Genomic DNA, 18817 nt, shown 5'->3' with positions numbered 1-18817 from the left:
GTCGATGATCCGCGCGGCAAGGGGAGGGTGGGTGCACCGGGGGTCAGACGGTGACCAGGCCCTTGCGGGGGGCGAGCAGGAACGCGCACAGGTACAGGGCGGCGACGATCAGCAGCAGGTTGCGGTAGCCGGTGAGCAGGGCCAGGTACTCCATGGTGCCGCCGAGCATCGCGCCGAGCAGGTTGAGCCCGAATGCGGCGCGGGAGTCGTCCGAGGCGCCGAACCGTTTGGAGAAGGCCACGTTGGCCAGGTAGATCGGGATGAACGCGAGCAGCACCGCGACGATCAGCCTGGGCCAGAACGGCAGCGTCAGCAGCCAGTCCGGCTCGACGAAGTAGCAGACGGCCAACGACGCCGCGATCCCGACGAACACCAGCGGCAGGGGTGGCGTCCGGAATCGTCGGGTGGTCTCCACCGCGGCCAGCACGATCACCAGCACCCCGGCGAACACCATGGCGTTGACCACCCAGGTGGTGCCGAACAGCAACGCGAACGTCGCGATGTTCTTGGTCTCCAGCAGCAGGAATGCCGCACCCATGAAGAACAGGTCGGCGTAGGGCCGCATTGCCCGGAACGGCCCGCCCAGGGCGCGGACCGCGATGAGCGAGATCAGCAGGATGCCGCCCAGCGTCCACAGGTAGATCGCCGGGATCGACCCGCCCTGGTAGTACAGGAACGGCCGGTCGTCCGTCGCCGGCGCGATCACCGCGCCGGCCGGCACCCAGGCCTCACCGCACGACTGGTTCGACTCGTTCAACGCCGCGCTGACCACGGCCTGCCCGCCACCGACCTTGTCCACGCAGGGCGTGTGATCGAACGCGGCGGCCGCGGTGCCGGCCAGCCGGTCGATCAGCCAGTCCTCGCGGTAGTAGTTGTACATCGCGAACATGCCGTCGTCGGTCAGGTGCTGGCGGGCGTCCGTCAGCGCCTGCTCGGTGAACAGGAAGCTCTCCAGCCGGATCTGCGACGCCCCGGTGACCAGCGCGAGCGAGTCGGGTAGGGCGAACAGGATCAGGTCGTACTTGTTGTCGGTGGTCTCCAGGAACGCCCGGCCGTCGTTGACGTAGCGGGTCACCCGCGGGTCGGCGTACGGATGGTCGGGGTTCTTCTCGACACCGATCTCCATGATCCGCGGATCGATGTCGACGGCGTCCACGTGCTGGGCGCCCTTGGACAGCGCGATCGCCACGTCCGAGCCGGACCCGGCGCCGATGATCAGCACGTTCCGCAGCGGGTTCTGCGGCGAGCGCTGGTACGGCAGTCCGTACTGGGCCTCCTCGGCCAGCCGCACCTGCGCCGGTCGCATGATCTGGTGGGGCACCCCGTTCACCGAGATGTCGGTGATCGGCGCGTCGGCCAGCACCCGGTCCTCGGTGTGCACCTTGTAGTACGGCGACCAGGAGATGCCCGGGGCAAGGGTCTCGACCAGCAGGAACGCCACCATGGCCAGCCCGCAGGCGGCCGACAGCCAGCGCTTCCAGCCGTCGATCAGCAGGACGAAGCCGATCGTCACCACGATCCCCCACACCACCGACGGTGCGCGCAGGAACGACATGGCGGTGAAGCTCAGGATGCCGATGAGGGAGCCGACCAGGTCCCAGCGGTACGCGGTCAACGGGCGCAGGTGCGGGAAGCACCGGCCGACGGCCTCGGCCGGTCCGGCCAGGCAGGCCGCGACCAGCACGAAGATCACCGGCAGCACCGCCCAGGCCGGCGGCCCGGAGGTGTGCAGCGAGGTGAAGTAGATGACGTCGTCGCCGGCCCGGTCGATCGTCACCGGCTCGAGGAACACCAGGATGACCAACGCGGCCAGGATGATCGGCGCGGCGGGCAGCACCGACCAGCGGTGCCGGGCGATCAGGAAGCCCAGGCCGATGCCCAGGAACGAGCCGAGCAGCACGAAGTTGGAGAAGTAGCTCAGGTGCACGACGTTGGCGCCGAGCCAGCGGATCAGCGCCAGCTCCAGGAACAGCATCAGCGCCGAACCGAGCACCAGCCGCCGGACCACCCGGTAGTCGGGCTTCTCCGGGGCCTCGTCGGTACGTCGACGCAGCCACATCCGTCCGGGTCGCTCCGAGGTGGTGGCCGCGGCGGCGTCGCCGCCGGTGTTGGCGGTGGGTTCCTGGTCGGCGTCCGTCATCCGAGATCCTCCGCCGGCCCCGCAAGGCTGTGGCCGGCTGCTTTCAGGGGGTGAGGAGTGGTCGATCGTGCACGACCCCCGTTCCGGACCGCCTCGCGCGCTCGGCGGTCCGAAGACGACGGTCGTTCGGGTGGTGATGGTTCGCTCGGCAAGCCTCGCTCACAGTTCCTGCGGTTGGCCGTCGTCCAGGTTCACCCAGCGGGTGGCCTCCGGTCCCAGCCGGTCGATCAACCCGTAGACCATGGCCGGGTTGGCCAGCACCTTCTCATGGATCGGCACCGCGACGGCGGGCGCCACCTCGTGCAGGTAGTCGATGGCCTCCTTGACGGCCATCCACGGTGCCGAGACCGGCAGTGCCAGGATGTCGACGTCCCGGCCCGGCAGGGTGAACGAGTCGCCGGGCAGGAAGAGGCGGTCACCGACCAGGTAACAGGCATTGGTGATGCCGGGCAGGTCTCCGTAGATGATGGCGTGGTCGACCACCCAGGCCTGCACCTGGGTGCCCAGGTCGTCCAGCACGTCGCCGGTCTGCACCGCGGTCGCCTCGATGCCGTGCTCGGCGAGCGCGGCAACGGTGTCCGGGTCGGCGTACACCGGAGCGTCGGGGTTCGTGGCGAGCACCGCCGTGAGCCGCTCCGGATCGACGTGATCGGGATGCTGGTGCGTGAGCAGCACCGCGGTCAGCTCGGTGAGCCGCTCGAACGGCCCGGAGAAGACACCGGGATCGGTCAGGATGCTGGCCTGCTCGTCCACGATGTGCAGGCACGAGTGGCCGTACTTGGTGATCCGCATAGTGCGGCCAGGCTATGCCCCCGGGAACCGCCCGGTGAGGCGGCACCGCCGCCGGCCTCCGAATGCCCCCGCCGCGACCGGTGTTGATCATGGCCTGCCGGCCGCTTCGCCGGCCCGCCACACGGCCAGGACACCATGATCAACTGCGATGGGGGGCTACTGCAGGAGCAGCCAGGCGGCGAAGAAGCCGAGGGAGTTGGTCGCCCAGTGCAGCAGCATCGTGGTCTTGATGCCCTTGCCGAGCCGGGCCATCACGCACATCAGCACGCCGGCGGCGATCATCGACACCACCGCGGCCGTGGTGGTGATCCATGGATTCGTGCCGATCGTCCCGCCGACCGCGGCGTTCGCCTGGCCGATGCCCATCGACGGCAGGATGTGCCACAGCCCGAACAGGACCGACGCGCCGAGTACCGGGCCCCACCGCCAGCGGATCGCCGGGGCGGCGCCCATCAATGCGGGCAGCACCCCGCGGAACGCGATCTCCTCCAGGACGACGGTGCCGAGCGGGATCTGGACGAAGACGGCGTACAGCATCATGGGCAGGCTCGCCCCGCCGATCCGGCTGTCCAGAAAGGCCCCCGAGGTGGCCGGGATGATCATGACCAGCGCGAACACCAGCGCGGTGCCGCCGACCAGGAGCAGTCCGACGCCGACCGGTCGGTGCCAGTGCCGGATACTGAGTCCGATCGCCACCGGTCCGGCGCCGCCCCGGGTGGAGATGTAGAGCAGCAGCATCGCCACGGACAGGTTCCAGGGCACGTAGGCCCACTGCGGGATGACCCGATTGGCGACGATGTTGCTGATCACCAGCAGCACGATCGCCACGGCCAGGGCGATCAGCCGCCGACGCCGCGCGCGGTGGTGGCGGACCGCGGGTCGCGGCTGAACTGCGGTGTTCATCCTTCTATCGTGGACCTCATCCCGCAGGCGCACCATGGAAACAGCTCGGTCGCAGGTCACACCGACCGGTGAGTCGAGGAGGGGAGGTGCCCGATGGCCAGTCCGGTCAAGCGCGTGCAACGCAACCCGTACGCCGACTTCCTACGTGCCTTCTCCCTGCTCATCGTCATCCTGTGGCACTGGTCGTTCACGATCCTGGTGTGGAACGACAACGGTCCGTACGCGACCAGCCCGCTCGGGTTCACCTCGGGCCTGTGGATCCTGACCTGGCTGTTGCAGGTCATGCCGCTGTTCTTCTACATCGGTGCCTACGTGCATCTCAAGGCGTGGGAGCGGGCCGCGGCGCGCGGCGAGCGCCTCGTGCACTTCGCACTCCGGCAGGCCAAGTCGCTGGCCATCCCGTGCGCCGCGTTGATGGGCACCTGGATCGTGCTGGGCATCATCGTCACCAGCGTCTGGGACATCCAGTGGGCCTGGCAGGCGATCCTCATGGTGCTCTCGCCGCTGTGGTTCGTGGCCGTCTACCTGCTGCTGGTCTGCCTGATGCCGCTCACCGTGTGGCTGCACCGGCGCTATGACCTGCTGGTGCTGGTCGTGCTGGCCGGCCTCGCGGTGATCGTGGACATCCTGCGCTTCCGGGTGGACATCCCCGGCATCGAGTGGATCAACATGATCTTCGTCTGGGGCTTCTGCTTCCAGTTGGGCTACTTCTACGACCGGATCTCCGGCGTCGGTGCAGCGCCCAGGTATGCCGACGGCCGCATGGACTGGGCCTATCAGGCGCCGCGGTTCCGCCAGCAGGCCAAGGTGATGACCGCGGCCGGTCTGTTCGCGCTGGTCGGTCTGGTGTTCTCGGGGCTCTACCCGGGTTCGATGGTGGGCGTGCCCGGCGAGGACTCGAACATGGCGCCGCCGACCGTCTGCATCGTCGCGCTGATGGTGTTCCAGGTCGGGGTCGCCGAGCTGCTGCGGCCCGCCGTCCTGCACGCGCTGGGCAAGGGCGGCGCCTTCGCCAAGGCCACCACCGTGTTCACCCGGTTCGCGTTGCCACTGTTCCTGTTCCACACCACCGGCATGGCGCTGTCCCGCGGCGTGGAATGGTCCATCTTCGGCCCGCAGACCGAGGCCGTGGAGCCGACGCTGATGTGGTGGCTGCTGCGGCCGGTGTCCGTCATCGGGCCGTTGCTGGCCACCCTGCCGGTGATCTATCTGTTCGGTCGCCGCTGGGAGACCCAGACCACCGCGCCGCCGCCGCGGATCTTCCCGGTCGAAGACGACGAGGTCGGCGACGGCGGAGACACCCCCCGGCCGCAGCCGGCCCGCTCCCGTCGGGGCGACCGGCCGGTCCACCGCACGCCGGCCGGGCCGGCCGGAGACGCCGACGACGGACCGCGTCGTCAGGCCGCTTCGCCGACCAGTTCCTGAGCCCGGGCGAGCGCACCCAGTTCGTCGACGAGCGCGGACGCGGCCTCGTCATCGGCCGCAGTCGGGGTGAAGTGGCCGTCGACGACCTGCCCGAACACGTTCGCCAGGCCGAAGTTCGCCTGGGCAACGGGCATCTTCAAGTAGCTGCCGAGCAGCTCCAGCTGCGCCCGGGCGCGCGCCCCGCCGCCGCCGGCCCCGTAGGTCAGCACGCCCAACGGGGTACCGGTCCACTCGGCGTGCAGGTAATCGACGGCGTTGATCAGCGTCGCCGGTGGGAATCCGTTGTACTCCGGCGAGAGGAAAATCAGGGCGTCCGCCTCGTCCACCGCCGCCGACCAGGCCTTGGTGTGCGGGTGGAGGTAGGTGCCGGTCCGCGGGTGGTGCGGCTCGTTGAACATCGGCAGATCGATCTCGGCCAGATCCAGGATCTCCACGCGATCGAACGCAGCCTGCTCACGGGCCCGATCGGCCAACCAATGCCCGATCGGCTCACCCAGGCGACCGGGGCGGGTGGAGGCAATGACGATCTTCAGGGTGCTCATCGGAACTCCTGGTTTGTTTGCGGGGCTCATATATGAAGTCTCAACTAAGGATGACGTGTCAACATTCCGCCGTCCATATGGCGATGGTCACGCTCCGTCCTGCCCCGTTCACCCTTCTGTCGTCCCCTCCCGCACCCCTGCCCGTACGGTGCCGGTCGAACCCGTCGGGCCGACTAAGCTCGACTGCGGCCGAACCGGGTCAGGTTCGCGAGCCGCAGCGCCGCGGCCCCGGTGTGCGGCCGTCCCGAACGCCGAACCCTTGGGGGTATGTCGTGGCTCGCGTGGCCGTCGATGTCGTCATCAAGCCGGAGATTCTCGACCCGCAGGGCAAGGCGATCCTCGCCGCGCTCGGCCGGTCCGGGCACGCCGGGATCACCGCGGTCCGCCAGGGCAAGCACTTCGACCTCGAGGTGGACGACTCCGTCACCGACGCCGAGCTCGAGGAGATCGCCGGCACGTTGCTGGCCAACCCGGTGATCGAGACGTGGACGGTCACCCGCCTGGCCGAGGTGGCCGGGTGAGCGCCCGGATCGGCGTCATCACCTTTCCCGGCACCCTGGACGACGTCGACGCCGCGCGCGCCGTGACCTACTCCGGCGCGGAGGCGGTCGCGCTCTGGCACGCCGACGCCGACCTGCGCGGGGTGGATGCGGTCGTCGTGCCCGGCGGCTTCTCCTACGGCGATTACCTGCGGGCCGGCGCGATCGCCGCGCAGGCGCCCGTCATGCGGTCCGTGGTCGACGCCGCGCGGTCCGGCATGCCGGTGCTGGGCATCTGCAACGGCTTCCAGATCCTGTGCGAGGCGGGGCTGCTGCCCGGCGCGCTGATCCGCAACGCCAGCCTGCGGTTCATCTGCCGTGATCAGTGGCTGCGGGTGGAGAACTCGGCGACCGCCTGGACGTCCCGGTTCGACCAGGGCGCGGAGATCCTGGTGCCGATGAAGAACGCCGAGGGCTGCTTCGTCGCCGCCGACGCGGTGCTCGACGAGCTCGAGGGCGAGGGCCGGGTGCTGTTCCGGTATGTCGGCGACGGTCCGCACCAGGGCAACCCCAACGGCGCGATGCGCGACATCGCCGGGATCTGCTCGGCCGACGGCCGGATCGCCGGCCTGATGCCGCACCCCGAGCACGCCATCGACCCGCTCACCGGGCCCACCGACGACGGGCTCGGGCTGTTCTACTCGGTGCTGGACGCGATCGGGGTGTCCGCATGACGAGTCAGGATCAGGTGGCCCACCCGGCTCGTCCGACCCAGGCCGACCTGCTGGACATCACCGACCCGGTCGGCGCCGTCGACCTGGTCGACCAGGGTCCCGAGCTGGACACCGTGGCCCGGGCCGCCGCCACGCCGGAGATCGAGCAGCCGTACCGGGCGCTCGGGCTCAAGGACGACGAGTACGCCCGGATCCGGGAGATCCTGGGCCGGCGGCCGACCGACGCCGAGCTGGCCATGTACTCGGTGATGTGGTCCGAGCACTGCTCGTACAAGTCCTCGAAGGTGCACCTGGCCTACTTCGGGCAGACCACCACCCCGGAGATGCAGGCCAAGATGCTGGCCGGCATCGGCGAGAACGCCGGCGTCGTCGACATCGGCGACGGCTGGGCCGTCACCTTCAAGATCGAGTCGCACAATCACCCGTCGTTCGTCGAGCCGTACCAGGGTGCGGCGACGGGTGTGGGCGGCATCGTCCGCGACATCCTGGCCATGGGCGCCCGGCCGGTCGCGGTGATGGACCAGCTGCGGTTCGGCCCGGCCGACGCGGCCGATTCGCAGCGGGTGGTGCCGGGCGTGGTCGCCGGCGTCTCCGGCTACGGCAACTCCCTCGGCCTGCCCAACATCGGCGGCGAGGTCATCTTCGACCCGTCGTACGCGGGGAACCCGCTGGTCAACGCGGCCTGCATCGGCGTGCTGCGGGCCTCGGACCTGCACACCGCGCACGCGTCGGGCACCGGCAACAAGGTCATCCTCTACGGCTCGCGGACCGGCCTCGACGGCATCGGCGGGGTGTCCGTGCTGGCCTCCGACACCTTCGCGGGTGACTCCGAGTCCGGCTCCGGCCACGGGAAGGCGCGCAAGAAGCTGCCGTCGGTCCAGGTCGGCGACCCGTTCGCGGAGAAGGTGCTGATCGAGTGCACCCTCGAGGTGTTCCACGCCGGCCTGGTGGTAGGCATCCAGGACCTCGGCGGCGCGGGGCTGTCCTGCGCGACCTCCGAGCTGGCCTCGGCCGGCGACGGCGGGATGCACATCGTGCTCGACGACGTGCCGTTGCGCGCCGAGGGCATGACGGCGGCCGAGATCCTGTCCAGCGAGTCGCAGGAGCGCATGTGCGCGGTCGTGACGCCGGACAAGGTGCAGGAGTTCCTGGCCGTCTGCGCCAAGTGGGAGGTGCAGGCCGACGTCATCGGTGAGGTCACCGACGGCGACCGGCTGACCATCGAGTTCGCCGGCGAGATCGTGCTGGACGTGCCGCCGCGGTCCGTCGCGCACGACGGCCCGGTCTACCGGCGGCCGGTGCAGCGGCCCGACTGGCAGGACGCGTTGCAGGCCGACACCACCGCATCGCTGGCCCGGCCGTCCACCGATGAGCTGCGCGAGCTGATCCTGCGGATGATCGGCTCGCCGAACCTGTGCTCGCGGGCCTGGGTGACCAACCAGTACGACCGGTACGTCCGGGGCAACACGGTGCTCGCCCAGCCGGCCGACGCCGGCATCATCCGGGTGTCAGAAGACCCCACCGAGACCGAGCGCGGCCTGGCGATGGCCACCGACTGCAGCGGCCGGTACACCCTGCTCGACCCGTACGCGGGCGCGCAGCTGGCCCTGGCCGAGGCGTACCGCAACGTCGTGACGACCGGCGCCGTGCCGCTGGCCGTCACCGACTGCCTGAACTTCGGCTCGCCCGAGGACCCGGCGGTGATGTGGCAGTTCGAGCAGGCCGTCCGCGGTCTGGCCGACGGCTGCGCGCAGCTGGGCATCCCGGTCACCGGCGGCAACGTCTCGCTCTACAACCAGACCGCCGGGGTGAACATCCTGCCCACGCCGGTGGTCGGCGTGCTCGGCGTCATCGATGACGTCCGCCGGCGGACCATCCCGGGTATCGGCCAGGACACCGGCGAGACCCTGCTGCTGCTGGGCGAGACCCGGGACGAGTTCGACGGCTCGGCCTGGGCCGACGTGGTGCACGGGCACCTGGGCGGCCGCCCGCCGGCGGTCGACCTGGAGGCCGAGCGGACGCTGGGCGAGATCCTGGTCGCCGGGTCCCGGGACGGCATGATCTCGGCCGCGCACGACGTGTCCGAGGGCGGCCTGATCCAGACGCTGGTCGAGATGTGCCTGTCCGGCGAGTCCGGTGCGCGGATCGTGTTGCCCACCGACGACGTAGCCGCCGACGCCTTCCGGTTGCTGTTCGCCGAATCGACCGCCCGGGTGGTGGTCGCCGTGCCGCGCACCGAAGAGCTGCGATTCACCGAGATGTGCTCGGTGCGGCAGCAGCCGCTGGTCAAGATCGGCGTCGTCGACCGCGGCGACACCGGCGCCCCGGACGAGCAGCGGCTGGACATCCAGGGCGTGGCCACGTTCGCCCTGGCCGAGCTGCGTGAGGCGTTCGAGGGGACCCTGCCGGCGCTGTTCGGCTGACCGGTCCCGGCGCCCGGGGATCATCGCGTCGCGTCGGACGGCCCGATGTCCCCCGGGGCCGTCCCGGCCGAGCAGCCATGAGCCTCACCGGCCGCCGGCGAACCCGTCCTCGCGTCGGACCGGGTCGTCGGGGGGCAGCCAGGGTGGGCCGGCGGCGGCCGGGGCGGGGTGCAGCCACCCCTGGCCGGCGGACTCGGCGCGGGCCACCCGCAGGAACTCGGCCAGTGCCGACGTCGGCGGCTCGGACCGCCAGGCCAGCGACCACGGGTAATAGGGCTGGGCCTCCCGCGGCCAGCGCAGGGCGAAACCATGCTCGGCGTACCGGCTGGCGTAGCTGTGAAACTCCAGGAAACGGTTGCGGCCGGCCGACCGGGTGACCCGGGCCAGACAGTGGCTGAATGCCCCCGGCGTGCCGAGCCAGCGCAATTCGAGGCCCAGGTCCCGTTCCGCGGCGCTCAGAAAGTCCCCGTGCGCGTTGTAGCTGCCCGACTCGGGCGGGTCACCGAAGACGTCGAGTGGGCCGTCGTGCAGCGAGGCGGTACCCGGCCCGGACTTGCCGTCAGCGTCCCCGCCGACCAGCACCAACGGCTCCAGCCGAAGCAGGCGGTGTTCCCAGCCGGCGGGATGCTCGACGAGCATGCGGGGGGTGATCCGCAGGATCGCGACGTCGAGGCGGTACTGGAGCAGAGCCTCCAACTGGGTGGCACTGTCCAACGCGTGCTCGGTCAGGGCCACGTCCGGGAACCGCGCGGCGTAGGCGTCCGCGACCTCCCGGCTGGTGTCCAGTTCGAACACGTGCGCCATCCGCACGGTGTTCGCCCGGGCCGGTTGCTGCATGGTCCGGGCGATCGCCAGCAGCCGCCGCGCCTCGGCCAGGAACTGTTGCCCGCGCGCGGTGAGGGTGACGTGCCGGGTGTCCCGGACCAGCAGTTGAGCGCCGACCTGCTCCTCCAGCCGGCGGATCTGCTTGGACAGGGCCGGTTGGCTGATGTAGAGCTTCGCGGCGGCCCGCCCGAAGTGCAGCTCGTCGGCGACGGCCACGAAGTAGCGCACCAGTCGCAGGTCCAGGTCCATGACGCCTTCCAGGGGTCGTCCGGGACGGGCGGCCGACCGCGCGCCCCACGGTAGCCCGCCATCCGGCGCCGAAAGGCCGTCGGGGTTATCAATCCGGTCCCGGCGGATCTTGGACGGCGCCGGTGGCCTGGTGTTGGGTGGAATCCGGCAACGAGAGGACCCGCGTTGCCGTCGGCTCGACGCGCGCGCACGCCGTCCGGCCGGGAAGCCACCCCCACATCAGCAAAGGGACGCCCATGACCCCGTCCGGCACCCCGGTGGTGTTCATCCACGGCCTGTGGCTGCACGCCACGAGCTGGCAACCGTGGATCGACCTGTTCCGCGAATCCGGGTACGACCCGATCGCGCCGGGCTGGCCGGGCGAACCGGCGACGGTCGACGAGGCCCGCGAGCAACCCGACCTGGTCGCGAACCTGGGCATCGACGACGTCACCGACCACTACGCCGAGATCATCAAGGAGCTGCCCACCCCGCCGGTGATCATCGGCCATTCCTTCGGCGGCCTGATCACCGAGAAGCTGCTGGGTCAGGGCATCGGGGCGGCCGGGGTGGCCATCGATCCGGCGCAGATCAAGGGGGTGCTGCCGCTCCCGCTGGCCCAGTTGCGGTCCGGCCTGCCGGCGCTGGGCAATCCGGCGAACCTGCACCGCTCGGTGACGCTGACCGAGAAGGAGTTCCGGTACGGGTTCGGGAACGCGCTGACCGAGGAGGAGTCGTCGGAGCTGTTCCGGGCGTGGACGATCCCGTCACCGGCTCGTCCGCTGTTCCAGGCCGCCGCAGCCAACTTCGTCATGCATTCGCAGGCCGCGGTCGACACCGGCAACCAGACCCGCGGCCCGCTGCTGCTGATCTCGGGCACCGCCGACCACACCGTGCCCGACGTCGTCACCAACTCGACCTTCAAGCGGTACCGCGACTCCACGGCGGTGACGCACCTGCAGAAGTTCGAGGGTCGTGGCCACTCGCTGACCATCGACCGGGGTTGGAAGGACGTGGCCGACGCCGTCCTGGAGTGGCTGCGCGGGTGCGGGCTGTGACGACGGGCCGGTCGACCCGGCCCCGGGACGGTGCCGGTGGCGTAACGCGGGTGGCTCCGGTGACCGGGTGAGCGGCGACCTGGACGGCCGCGTCGCCGTCGTGACCGGTGCCAGCCGGGGCATCGGGGTGGCGATCGCCCGGACCCTGGCCGCCCAGGGCGCCCACGTGATCGCGGGTGCCCGGCGGACCTCGGCCGAGTTGACCGACCTGACGGACGCGGGTGGGGTCGAGTTCGTCGCGGTCGACCTCGCCGGGACCGATGCGGCCGAGCCCCTGCTGGCCGCGGCGCTGGCCCGCGGCGGCGTGGACATCCTGGTGAACAACGTCGGGGCGGTCACGCCGCGGCCGGGTGGCTTCCTCTCGGTGACCGACGAGCAGTGGCTGGCCTCGCTCACCCTGAATCTGCTGGCCGCCGTGCGGGTCACCCGGGTCGTGCTGCCCACCATGCTGGCCGCCGGGCGCGGCAGCATCGTCAACGTCGGCTCGGTCAACGCCTTCCTGCCCGACCCTGCCGTCATCGACTACTGCGCCGGCAAGGCGGCCCTGACAAACTTCAGCAAGGCCCTGTCGAAGGAGGTCGGCGGTCAGGGCATCCGGGTCAACAGCGTGAGCCCGGGTCCGGTCGCGACCGACCTCTGGCTCGGCAGCGGCGGCGTCGCGGCCACCATCGCCGCGGCCACCGGGGCGGACCCGGCCGCCGTCGCCGCCCAAGCCGCCGCCGGGAGCGTCACCGGGCGGTTCACCCGGCCGCAGGAGGTGGCCGAGCTGGTCGCGTTCCTGGCCGGCGACCGCGCCGCCAACATGACCGGGACGGACGTCACGATCGACGGCGGTCTGGTCACCACCCTGTGACGTCCGGCCACGGGCGGCCGGTAGCTCCGGTCGGGCGAACGGAACTCCTGGTCGACCCGGGCGACGGGTTCGCTCCTGGGGAGTGACGTCAGCCGGCGCCCGCGGCCGGAGGTGCGCGCGTGACGGCTCAACGGGTGCGGACGCAGTGCTGCGTGGTGTCCGACACCCAGCCGATGGACTCGGCCGTCAGCCGGTCCCACCGGCGATAGTGCCGCAGCATCGCGTGCTCGCCGCCGTCCACCACCGAGCGTCGGACCACCGCTCCGGCTGCCTGCGCCCGGGCCAGCCAGGGCTCGGTGGACGGGGTAGGGACCATCCGGTCGCGGGTGCCCTGCACCACGGCGACGGGTACCCCGCGCAGCCCCGTCACCGGGTCGTCCGGCTTGAACCAGGGGGCGAGCCCGACCAGGCCGGCCACCGCGCCCGCCTCGGCCAGGTGGGCCGACACCCGACCGCCCAGCGAATGCCCGACCGCGATCAGCGGGACGCCGGGGTGCGTCGCGGTGATCCGGTCGAGCGCCCAGTGTGCGTCACCCAGCACGGCCGCGCCGTCGCCGTTCCAGCCGCGCACGGAATTGCGCAGCCGGTACACCGCGGCGCCGGGCATCGACCGGGCGACGGATCGGGCGACCGGCCACAGCCGCAGCGCGGCCAGGCTCCAGCGGCCGACGGCTGCCGTCGAGTCGGCCGAACCGCCGTGCAGGACCAGGACCGCGAACCGGGGGTCGCGCGGCGCCGACGTACGGAACAGCATCGCGCCGGACGAACGTTGAACCTTCACACCACGAGTATCCGGAGCCGGGGCTGGGCCGGATGGGTGGTGCGCCGGCGGTCGCGTCCCGCTCGGGTCCAGGTCGGGTCCCGGACGGGCCGCCTACGCTGCCGACCATGGCCCGCACCGTCACCCGTCGCCAGCTCGCCGCCGCGCTCGCGGCGATCGACGCCGCCGGGCCCGATCCGGATCGGGCCACCACCGCGGAGGCCGTCCGCGCGAGCCTGCGGTGGCTGGCCCAGCAGCACCCGGGCAAGGCGGTGGAGATCCGGGTGCCCCCGTTCGCCGCCGTCCAGGCCGTCGGCGGGTTGAGCCACACCCGGGGCACCCCGCCGAACGTGGTGGAGACCGACCCGGCCACCTGGATCGGACTCGTCACCGGCGCGACGACCTGGGACGACGCCCTGGCCGACGGGCGGGTCACGGCCAGCGGGACCCGGGCCGATCTGTCGTTGCTGCTGCCGCTGGCCGACCGGGCCGCCGAGGTCGGGCTCGACGACCCGCCCGGGCCGCGCGGCTGAAGTGGTGCGCACCTGTCACACCGGTCACACACCCGGCGAGTTCGTCCGCGCCGGCGCAGTTGATCCGCGCGGGAAGGGGGGCGCCGCGGGTGGTTCGACGCGAAACACCCCCAGCCCAACCAGGTACAGTGGGGTACCGCTGATTCCCTCGAACAGTTCCCGCTCACGGCGTTCATCAGAGGAGCACGGTTACGTGGTCATTGGCCCGCCTGCGCGCGCGACCCGGTCCGCACCCACGCCCCTGCCGTTGCCGACGGTGCGGCACATCGGAACCGGCGACCCCACCGCCGCCCTCGATCCGGCGCTCGATCCCGAACGTGACCCGTCGCCCCGCGAGGAGTGCGGCGTCTTCGGTGTATGGGCGCCGGGCGAGGATGTGGCCAAGCTCACCTACTACGGGCTCTACGCGCTGCAGCACCGCGGCCAGGAGGCGGCCGGCATCGCCGTCGCCGACGGATCCCAGATCGTCGTGTTCAAGGATCTGGGCCTGGTCTCCCAGGTCTTCGACGAGCAGACGCTGTCCTCATTGGTGGGGCACATCGCGGTCGGCCACTGCCGGTACTCCACCACCGGCTCCACGACCTGGGAGAACGCCCAGCCGACGTTCGCCATCACCGACGTCGGGTCGGGCATCGCGTTGGGCCACAACGGCAACCTGGTGAACACCGTGGAGCTGGCCGCACGCGTCTCCGCGCTTCCCGGGCGGGCCGGACGGGGCAAGTGCGGCACCGACTCCGACGTGATCACCCGGCTGCTGGCCAGCCGCTCGGCGGACGCCGGCCTGGAGGCCGCGGCCATGGAACTGCTGCCCGACCTGCAGGGCGCGTTCAGCGTCGTCTTCTGTGACGAGCACACCCTGTATGCGGCCCGCGACCCGCACGGCGTCCGCCCGCTGGTGCTGGGCCGGCTGGACCGGGGCTGGGTCGTCGCGTCGGAGACCGCGGCCCTGGACATCGTCGGCGCCTCGTTCGTCCGCGAGGTCGAGCCGGGGGAATTGCTGGCCATCGACGCCGACGGGTTGCGCAGCGAGCGGTTCGCCGCGCCCACCCCCAAGGGCTGCGTCTTCGAGTACGTCTACCTGGCCCGCCCGGACACCTCGATCTCGGGCCGCGGCGTGCAGGCCTCCCGGGTCGAGATCGGCCGCCGGCTCGCCCTGGAGGACCCGGTCGAGGCCGACCTGGTGATCCCGACGCCGGAGTCGGGCACGCCCGCGGCCATCGGCTACGCCCAGGCATCCGGCATTCCCTACGGCCAGGGGCTGGTCAAGAACGCCTATGTCGGCCGGACCTTCATCCAACCGTCGCAGACGATCCGGCAGCTCGGCATCCGGCTCAAGCTCAACCCGTTGCGCGACGTCATCCGCGGGAAGCGGTTGATCGTCGTCGACGACTCCATCGTCCGCGGCAACACCCAGCGGGCGCTGGTCCGGATGCTCCGGGAGGCCGGCGCGGTCGAGGTGCACGTCCGGATCGCCTCGCCGCCGGTCCGCTGGCCCTGCTTCTACGGCATCGACTTCGCCTCCCGGGCCGAGTTGATCGCCAACGCCGGTGACGTCGACGCGGTGCGCCGCTCGATCGGCGCCGACTCGCTGTCCTACGTCTCGCTCGAAGGGCTGATCGCCGCCACCGAGCAGCCGAAGAACCGGCTGTGCACCGCCTGCTTCACCGGCGACTACCCGATCGCCATCCCGGACCAGATCGGCAAGCACGTCCTGGAGGGCATCGCACGCGGTGTGGCCGCCCCTCCGCACATCAACGGCCGGGAGCCGGTCGCCGCCCAGGGTTACGGGGCCGCGGACGCACTGAGCCGGCCGTGATCCTCCGTTCCACCCCATGCCTCAACCGTTCAAAGCAGAGCGGATGACCAACCCGGCCGAGGGCAGCACCGGGCCGAGAGCGAGACGAGCAATTCCATGACCGACACCCGCCACCCGATCGGCTCCGGCGCCACCTACGAAGGCTCGGGGGTGTCCATCGCCGCGGGTGAGGCCGCCGTCGACCTGATGAAGCCGTTCACCTCCAAGACTCGCCGCCCCGAGGTGGTCGGCGGCATCGGTGGCTTCGCCTCCCTGTTCCGGCTGCCGCTGCACCGCTACCGCGAGCCCCTGCTGGCCTCGTCCACCGACGGTGTCGGCACCAAGGTGGCGATCGCGCAGGCCATGGACGTGCACAACACCATCGGCATCGACCTGGTCGCGATGGTGGTCGACGACCTGGTGGCCAGCGGGGCCGAGCCCCTGTTCCTGCAGGACTACATCGCGTGCGGCAAGCTCGAACCGCAACGCATCGCGTCGATCGTGTCCGGCATCGCGGACGGCTGCGTGTTGGCCGGGTGCGCCCTGGTCGGCGGCGAGACCGCCGAACATCCCGGGTTGATGGATCCGAACGACTACGACCTGGCCGCGACCGGCGTCGGGGTGGTCGAGGCCGATGAGGTGCTCGGCCCCGACCGGATCCGGGCCGGCGACGTGGTGCTCGGGCTCGGCTCGTCCGGGGTGCACTCCAACGGCTATTCGATGGTCCGGCACGTCCTGCTGGACATCGCCCGCCTCCCGTTGGACGGGCACGTCGAAGAGTTCGGTCGCACGCTCGGCGAGGAACTGCTCGAGCCCTGCCGGATCTACGCGCTGGACTGCCTCGCGGTGATGCGGGAGACCGACGTGCATGCGTACGCGCACATCACCGGGGGCGGGCTGGCGAACAACCTGGCCCGCGTCATCCCGGACGGGTTGACCGCCGCCCTGGACCGCCGCTCGTGGAGCCCGCTGCCCGTCTTCGGGTACATCGCGTCCCACGGCCGGGTGCCCCGGGACGAGATGGAGAAGGCGTTCAACATGGGCATCGGCATGGTCGCCGTGCTCCCCCCGGAGGACGTCGACCGGGCGATGGCCGTGCTGACCGCCCGGCACGTGTGGTCCGTCGTGCTCGGCACCGTCGAGGAGTCCGGTGACCGGACCGACCGGGTCACCCTGTGCGGAGATCACCCGCGGTTCTGACCACCGGCCGGCGCCGGCCGGTCAGTGACCGTCCCCGGCGTTCGGTCGTCGAAGCGGACAGAACCTGACCGCAACCGATGCCACCATGGGATCCATGTCGACCGGTGCTCCGCTCCTCCCGATCCGGCTGCACCGGCACGGCCTCTGGGGCACGGGGGCGTCGGACGCCGTCTCCGCGCTGCGCGGGCTCGGCGCGATGCAGGGCCAGGAGTTCGCCTACGCGCTCTGGGCGCTGGCCCAACGGGTCGGCGTCGATACCCGGCCGAACCGGGCGGATCTGCTCGATTCGTTCAACCGCGGTGACATCCTGCGCACGCACGTCCTGCGGCCCACCTGGCACCTGGTGCTCCCGGGCGACGTGCGCGCGATGCTCCGGCTGACCCGCCCGCGGCTGCGCCGGACCATGATTCAGTTCGATCGCCGAATGGCCGTCGACCGGGCCGAACTCGACCGTTCGCAGGCCATCCTGGCGGCCGAGGTTGCCGGCGGGCGGCACCGCACCCGGATTCAACTGGCCGACGCGCTTCAGGCGGCCGGGATCCCCGGCGGCGGGCAACGGCTGGGCCATCTGTTGTCGCACGCCGAGTTCGACGAGGTGCTGATCAGCGGGGCGATGGCGGGCAAGCAACAGACCTACGCGGCGTTCGACGAGCGGGTGCCGCCGGACGCTCGGCCTTTCGACGCGGAGGCCGCGTTGGCCGCGTTGGCCGCCCGGTACATGGTCGCTCGGGCTCCGGCGACGGCCCGGGACTTCGCCGGCTGGGCGAGCCTGACGATCACCCAGGCCCGGGCGGGGCTGGAGGCGGCCGGCGGCCGGCCCGAGGATCGCGACGGGATGACGATGTTCGTCCCGTCAGACGGCGCGCCGGAGGTGCCGCCGGTGCCGCGCCGGCCCCGGGCCGATCTGGTGCAGGGCTACGACGAGCTGATCATGTCCTACAGCGAGAGCCGCTCGGTCATCCTGCCCGACGGCGCCGCGCTGCCCGTCCTGAACCAGGACCACTACCTGCACGCCGTGCTGATCGACGGCGTGCTGGCCGGCCACTGGCGGCACCGGCTGATGGCCCGCGACGCGGCCGTCCAGGTCGAGCCGATCCGGGACTGGTCGGCCGCCGAGCGCCGGGCGGTCGAGCGGGCCGTCCAGGACTACGGCCGGTACCTCGGCTGCCCGACCTCGTTGACGGAGTCACCCGCGGAGGGTCGGCCGGTCTGACGCCGGCGAAGGCTCTGCGGCCGGGTTGCGATGCGGCGGCAGGTCCGGGACGAACCGGGCCGCCGCCCGGTAGAACCCGGTGATGACCAGGTCCATGGCGCGGGCCGGCAGCAGCCGGGCGGCCAGCACCATCGGCTTGGCGCCGGACCCGACCGCGTACCGGGTGCGCGCCCGTCGGGCGGTGACCGCGCGACCGATGGCCCGGGCCACGACGGCGGGCGACGACCCCTGGTTCTCGCCCGCGGCCAGCACCTTCGCGGTCAACCGGGCCTGCCCGGCGTAGGGCCCGTCGCCGGAGCGATCCAACACGCTGGCCGCGGCGATGCCGCCCCATTCGGTGCGGATCGCGCCCGGCTGAATCACCACGACGTCGATCCCGAACGGCGCCAGCTCGATCCGCAACGAATCGCTGAGCCCCTCGACGGCGTACTTGGTCGCGTGGTACCAGGACCCGAGGGGTTCCCCGAATCGGCCGCCCATCGAGGAGACGTTGACGATCGTCCCGCTGCGCCGGTCCCGCAGGTGCGGGATCACCAGCTGGGTCAACCGCGCGAGGGCGAAGACGTTGACCTCCACCTGCCGGCGGGCCTCGGACAACGGCACGTCTTCGAGGGATCCGTAAGAGCCGTAGCCGGCGTTGTTCACCAGCACGTCGATGCGTCCGCTCTCGCCGATGATCCGATCGACCAGATCGACCAGCGCGCCGTCGTCGGTGAGGTCGGTGCACACGGTGACGACCCCGAGATCGGCCAGATCGGCCATCCGGTCGAGCCGACGAGCGGCCGCGTAAACGGTGTAGCCGAGGCGATGCAGCTCGAGGGCGGTGGCCTCGCCGATGCCGGACGACGCGCCGGTCACCAGGGCGACGGGAGCCGTCATGGGTACCTCCTAAATCCAACTGGTTGGTTGGTCAA

Annotated in this window: 17 protein-coding genes; 10 read left to right on the top strand and 7 right to left on the bottom strand. The window is 71.4% G+C overall.

The window, feature by feature from the left end; genetic code table 11:
• Positions 1-43: 43 nt before the first annotated feature.
• The 3 genes from ACILSK_RS05315 to ACILSK_RS05305 all read right to left on the bottom strand — a co-directional run bounded on the left by ACILSK_RS05315 (position 44) and on the right by ACILSK_RS05305 (position 3835).
• A complete protein-coding gene (locus ACILSK_RS05315) occupies positions 44-2140 on the bottom strand; it encodes a spermidine synthase (RefSeq protein WP_395726082.1) in 2097 nt (698 codons plus the stop codon).
• A 159-nt stretch (positions 2141-2299) separates the two neighbouring features.
• Positions 2300-2932: an MBL fold metallo-hydrolase gene (locus ACILSK_RS05310; RefSeq protein WP_395726081.1), complete on the bottom strand. Its 633-nt coding sequence runs from the start codon at positions 2930-2932 to the stop codon at positions 2300-2302.
• Between the two features lie 156 nt (positions 2933-3088).
• A complete protein-coding gene (locus ACILSK_RS05305; RefSeq protein WP_395726080.1) occupies positions 3089-3835 on the bottom strand; it encodes a CPBP family intramembrane glutamic endopeptidase in 747 nt (248 codons plus the stop codon).
• 93 nt (positions 3836-3928) lie between these two features.
• Here ACILSK_RS05305 and ACILSK_RS05300 point away from each other — a divergent pair, with 93 nt between their 5' ends.
• A complete protein-coding gene (locus ACILSK_RS05300; protein WP_395726079.1) occupies positions 3929-5260 on the top strand; it encodes an acyltransferase in 1332 nt (443 codons plus the stop codon).
• Here the strand turns inward: ACILSK_RS05300 and ACILSK_RS05295 are convergent.
• Positions 5233-5802: an NADPH-dependent FMN reductase gene (locus tag ACILSK_RS05295; protein WP_395726078.1), complete on the bottom strand. Its 570-nt coding sequence runs from the start codon at positions 5800-5802 to the stop codon at positions 5233-5235. The two genes, ACILSK_RS05300 and ACILSK_RS05295, sit on opposite strands and share 28 nt — an antisense overlap.
• Positions 5803-6074: 272 nt before the next feature.
• Here ACILSK_RS05295 and purS point away from each other — a divergent pair, with 272 nt between their 5' ends.
• Genes purS through purL form a run of 3 tightly spaced genes read left to right on the top strand, consistent with a single transcriptional unit; the run spans position 6075 to position 9438 of the window.
• Positions 6075-6323 (top strand): phosphoribosylformylglycinamidine synthase subunit PurS, encoded by a 249-nt coding sequence (gene purS / locus ACILSK_RS05290; RefSeq protein ID WP_395726077.1) that lies wholly within the window; start codon positions 6075-6077, stop codon positions 6321-6323.
• A complete protein-coding gene (gene purQ, locus ACILSK_RS05285; RefSeq protein WP_395726076.1) occupies positions 6320-7015 on the top strand; it encodes a phosphoribosylformylglycinamidine synthase subunit PurQ in 696 nt (231 codons plus the stop codon). The genes purS and purQ overlap by 4 nt, the downstream gene beginning before the upstream one ends.
• The gene (gene purL / locus ACILSK_RS05280; RefSeq protein ID WP_395726075.1) at positions 7012-9438 is read left to right on the top strand and encodes a phosphoribosylformylglycinamidine synthase subunit PurL; all 2427 of its coding nucleotides are present in this window, start codon (positions 7012-7014) and stop codon (positions 9436-9438) included. Before purQ ends, purL begins: the two co-directional genes overlap by 4 nt.
• Before the next feature lie 84 nt (positions 9439-9522).
• On the opposite strand, the gene ACILSK_RS05275 is transcribed toward purL, so the two are convergent.
• Entirely contained in the window at positions 9523-10512 is a 990-nt protein-coding gene (locus ACILSK_RS05275) for a LysR family transcriptional regulator (protein ID WP_395726074.1), read from the bottom strand.
• 236 nt (positions 10513-10748) lie between these two features.
• Here ACILSK_RS05275 and ACILSK_RS05270 point away from each other — a divergent pair, with 236 nt between their 5' ends.
• Together ACILSK_RS05270 and ACILSK_RS05265 are read left to right on the top strand one after the other, a co-directional pair.
• A complete protein-coding gene (locus ACILSK_RS05270; protein WP_395726073.1) occupies positions 10749-11549 on the top strand; it encodes an alpha/beta hydrolase in 801 nt (266 codons plus the stop codon).
• Positions 11550-11616: 67 nt separating this feature from the next.
• Positions 11617-12402 (top strand): oxidoreductase, encoded by a 786-nt coding sequence (locus ACILSK_RS05265; protein WP_395726072.1) that lies wholly within the window; start codon positions 11617-11619, stop codon positions 12400-12402.
• 127 nt (positions 12403-12529) lie between these two features.
• Here the strand turns inward: ACILSK_RS05265 and ACILSK_RS05260 are convergent, their stop codons facing one another.
• Complete coding sequence (locus tag ACILSK_RS05260) at positions 12530-13183, bottom strand: alpha/beta hydrolase (protein WP_395726071.1); 654 nt, start codon at positions 13181-13183, stop codon at positions 12530-12532.
• Positions 13184-13290: 107 nt separating this feature from the next.
• On the opposite strand from ACILSK_RS05260, the gene ACILSK_RS05255 reads away from it, so the two are divergent.
• From ACILSK_RS05255 to ACILSK_RS05240, 4 genes are all read left to right on the top strand, one after another.
• Complete coding sequence (locus ACILSK_RS05255; RefSeq protein ID WP_395726070.1) at positions 13291-13695, top strand: sterol carrier family protein; 405 nt, start codon at positions 13291-13293, stop codon at positions 13693-13695.
• Between the two features lie 265 nt (positions 13696-13960).
• Positions 13961-15511: an amidophosphoribosyltransferase gene (purF, locus tag ACILSK_RS05250; RefSeq protein WP_395726165.1), complete on the top strand. Its 1551-nt coding sequence runs from the start codon at positions 13961-13963 to the stop codon at positions 15509-15511.
• Positions 15512-15607: 96 nt separating this feature from the next.
• On the top strand, positions 15608-16690 hold the full coding sequence (purM, locus tag ACILSK_RS05245) for a phosphoribosylformylglycinamidine cyclo-ligase (protein ID WP_395726069.1): 1083 nt from the start codon (positions 15608-15610) through the stop codon (positions 16688-16690).
• 94 nt (positions 16691-16784) lie between these two features.
• Positions 16785-17903: a winged helix DNA-binding domain-containing protein gene (locus tag ACILSK_RS05240; protein ID WP_395726068.1), complete on the top strand. Its 1119-nt coding sequence runs from the start codon at positions 16785-16787 to the stop codon at positions 17901-17903.
• Here the strand turns inward: ACILSK_RS05240 and ACILSK_RS05235 are convergent.
• The gene (locus ACILSK_RS05235; RefSeq protein WP_395726067.1) at positions 17877-18782 is read right to left on the bottom strand and encodes an oxidoreductase; all 906 of its coding nucleotides are present in this window, start codon (positions 18780-18782) and stop codon (positions 17877-17879) included. The genes ACILSK_RS05240 and ACILSK_RS05235 overlap by 27 nt on opposite strands.
• Between the last annotated feature and the right edge of the window lie 35 nt (positions 18783-18817).

The organism is Nakamurella sp. (assembly GCF_044224575.1).
Taxonomy (GTDB): domain Bacteria; phylum Actinomycetota; class Actinomycetes; order Mycobacteriales; family Nakamurellaceae; genus Nakamurella.
Note: the sequence above shows the minus strand (reverse complement) of the source record. Positions and strands in the feature narration are given on the sequence as shown.

Bases quoted from the DNA above. Each gene is read 5' to 3' on its own strand.
- ACILSK_RS05315 (WP_395726082.1), bottom strand. From the start codon at position 2,140: ATGACGGACGCCGACCAGGAACCCACCGCCAACACCGGCGGCGACGCC.
- ACILSK_RS05310 (WP_395726081.1), bottom strand. From the start codon at position 2,932: ATGCGGATCACCAAGTACGGCCACTCGTGCCTGCACATCGTGGACGAG.
- ACILSK_RS05305 (WP_395726080.1), bottom strand. From the start codon at position 3,835: ATGAACACCGCAGTTCAGCCGCGACCCGCGGTCCGCCACCACCGCGCG.
- ACILSK_RS05300 (WP_395726079.1), top strand. From the start codon at position 3,929: ATGGCCAGTCCGGTCAAGCGCGTGCAACGCAACCCGTACGCCGACTTC.
- ACILSK_RS05295 (WP_395726078.1), bottom strand. From the start codon at position 5,802: ATGAGCACCCTGAAGATCGTCATTGCCTCCACCCGCCCCGGTCGCCTG.
- purL (WP_395726075.1), top strand. From the start codon at position 7,012: ATGACGAGTCAGGATCAGGTGGCCCACCCGGCTCGTCCGACCCAGGCC.
- ACILSK_RS05275 (WP_395726074.1), bottom strand. From the start codon at position 10,512: ATGGACCTGGACCTGCGACTGGTGCGCTACTTCGTGGCCGTCGCCGAC.
- ACILSK_RS05270 (WP_395726073.1), top strand. From the start codon at position 10,749: ATGACCCCGTCCGGCACCCCGGTGGTGTTCATCCACGGCCTGTGGCTG.
- ACILSK_RS05255 (WP_395726070.1), top strand. From the start codon at position 13,291: ATGGCCCGCACCGTCACCCGTCGCCAGCTCGCCGCCGCGCTCGCGGCG.
- purM (WP_395726069.1), top strand. From the start codon at position 15,608: ATGACCGACACCCGCCACCCGATCGGCTCCGGCGCCACCTACGAAGGC.
- ACILSK_RS05240 (WP_395726068.1), top strand. From the start codon at position 16,785: ATGTCGACCGGTGCTCCGCTCCTCCCGATCCGGCTGCACCGGCACGGC.
- ACILSK_RS05235 (WP_395726067.1), bottom strand. From the start codon at position 18,782: ATGACGGCTCCCGTCGCCCTGGTGACCGGCGCGTCGTCCGGCATCGGC.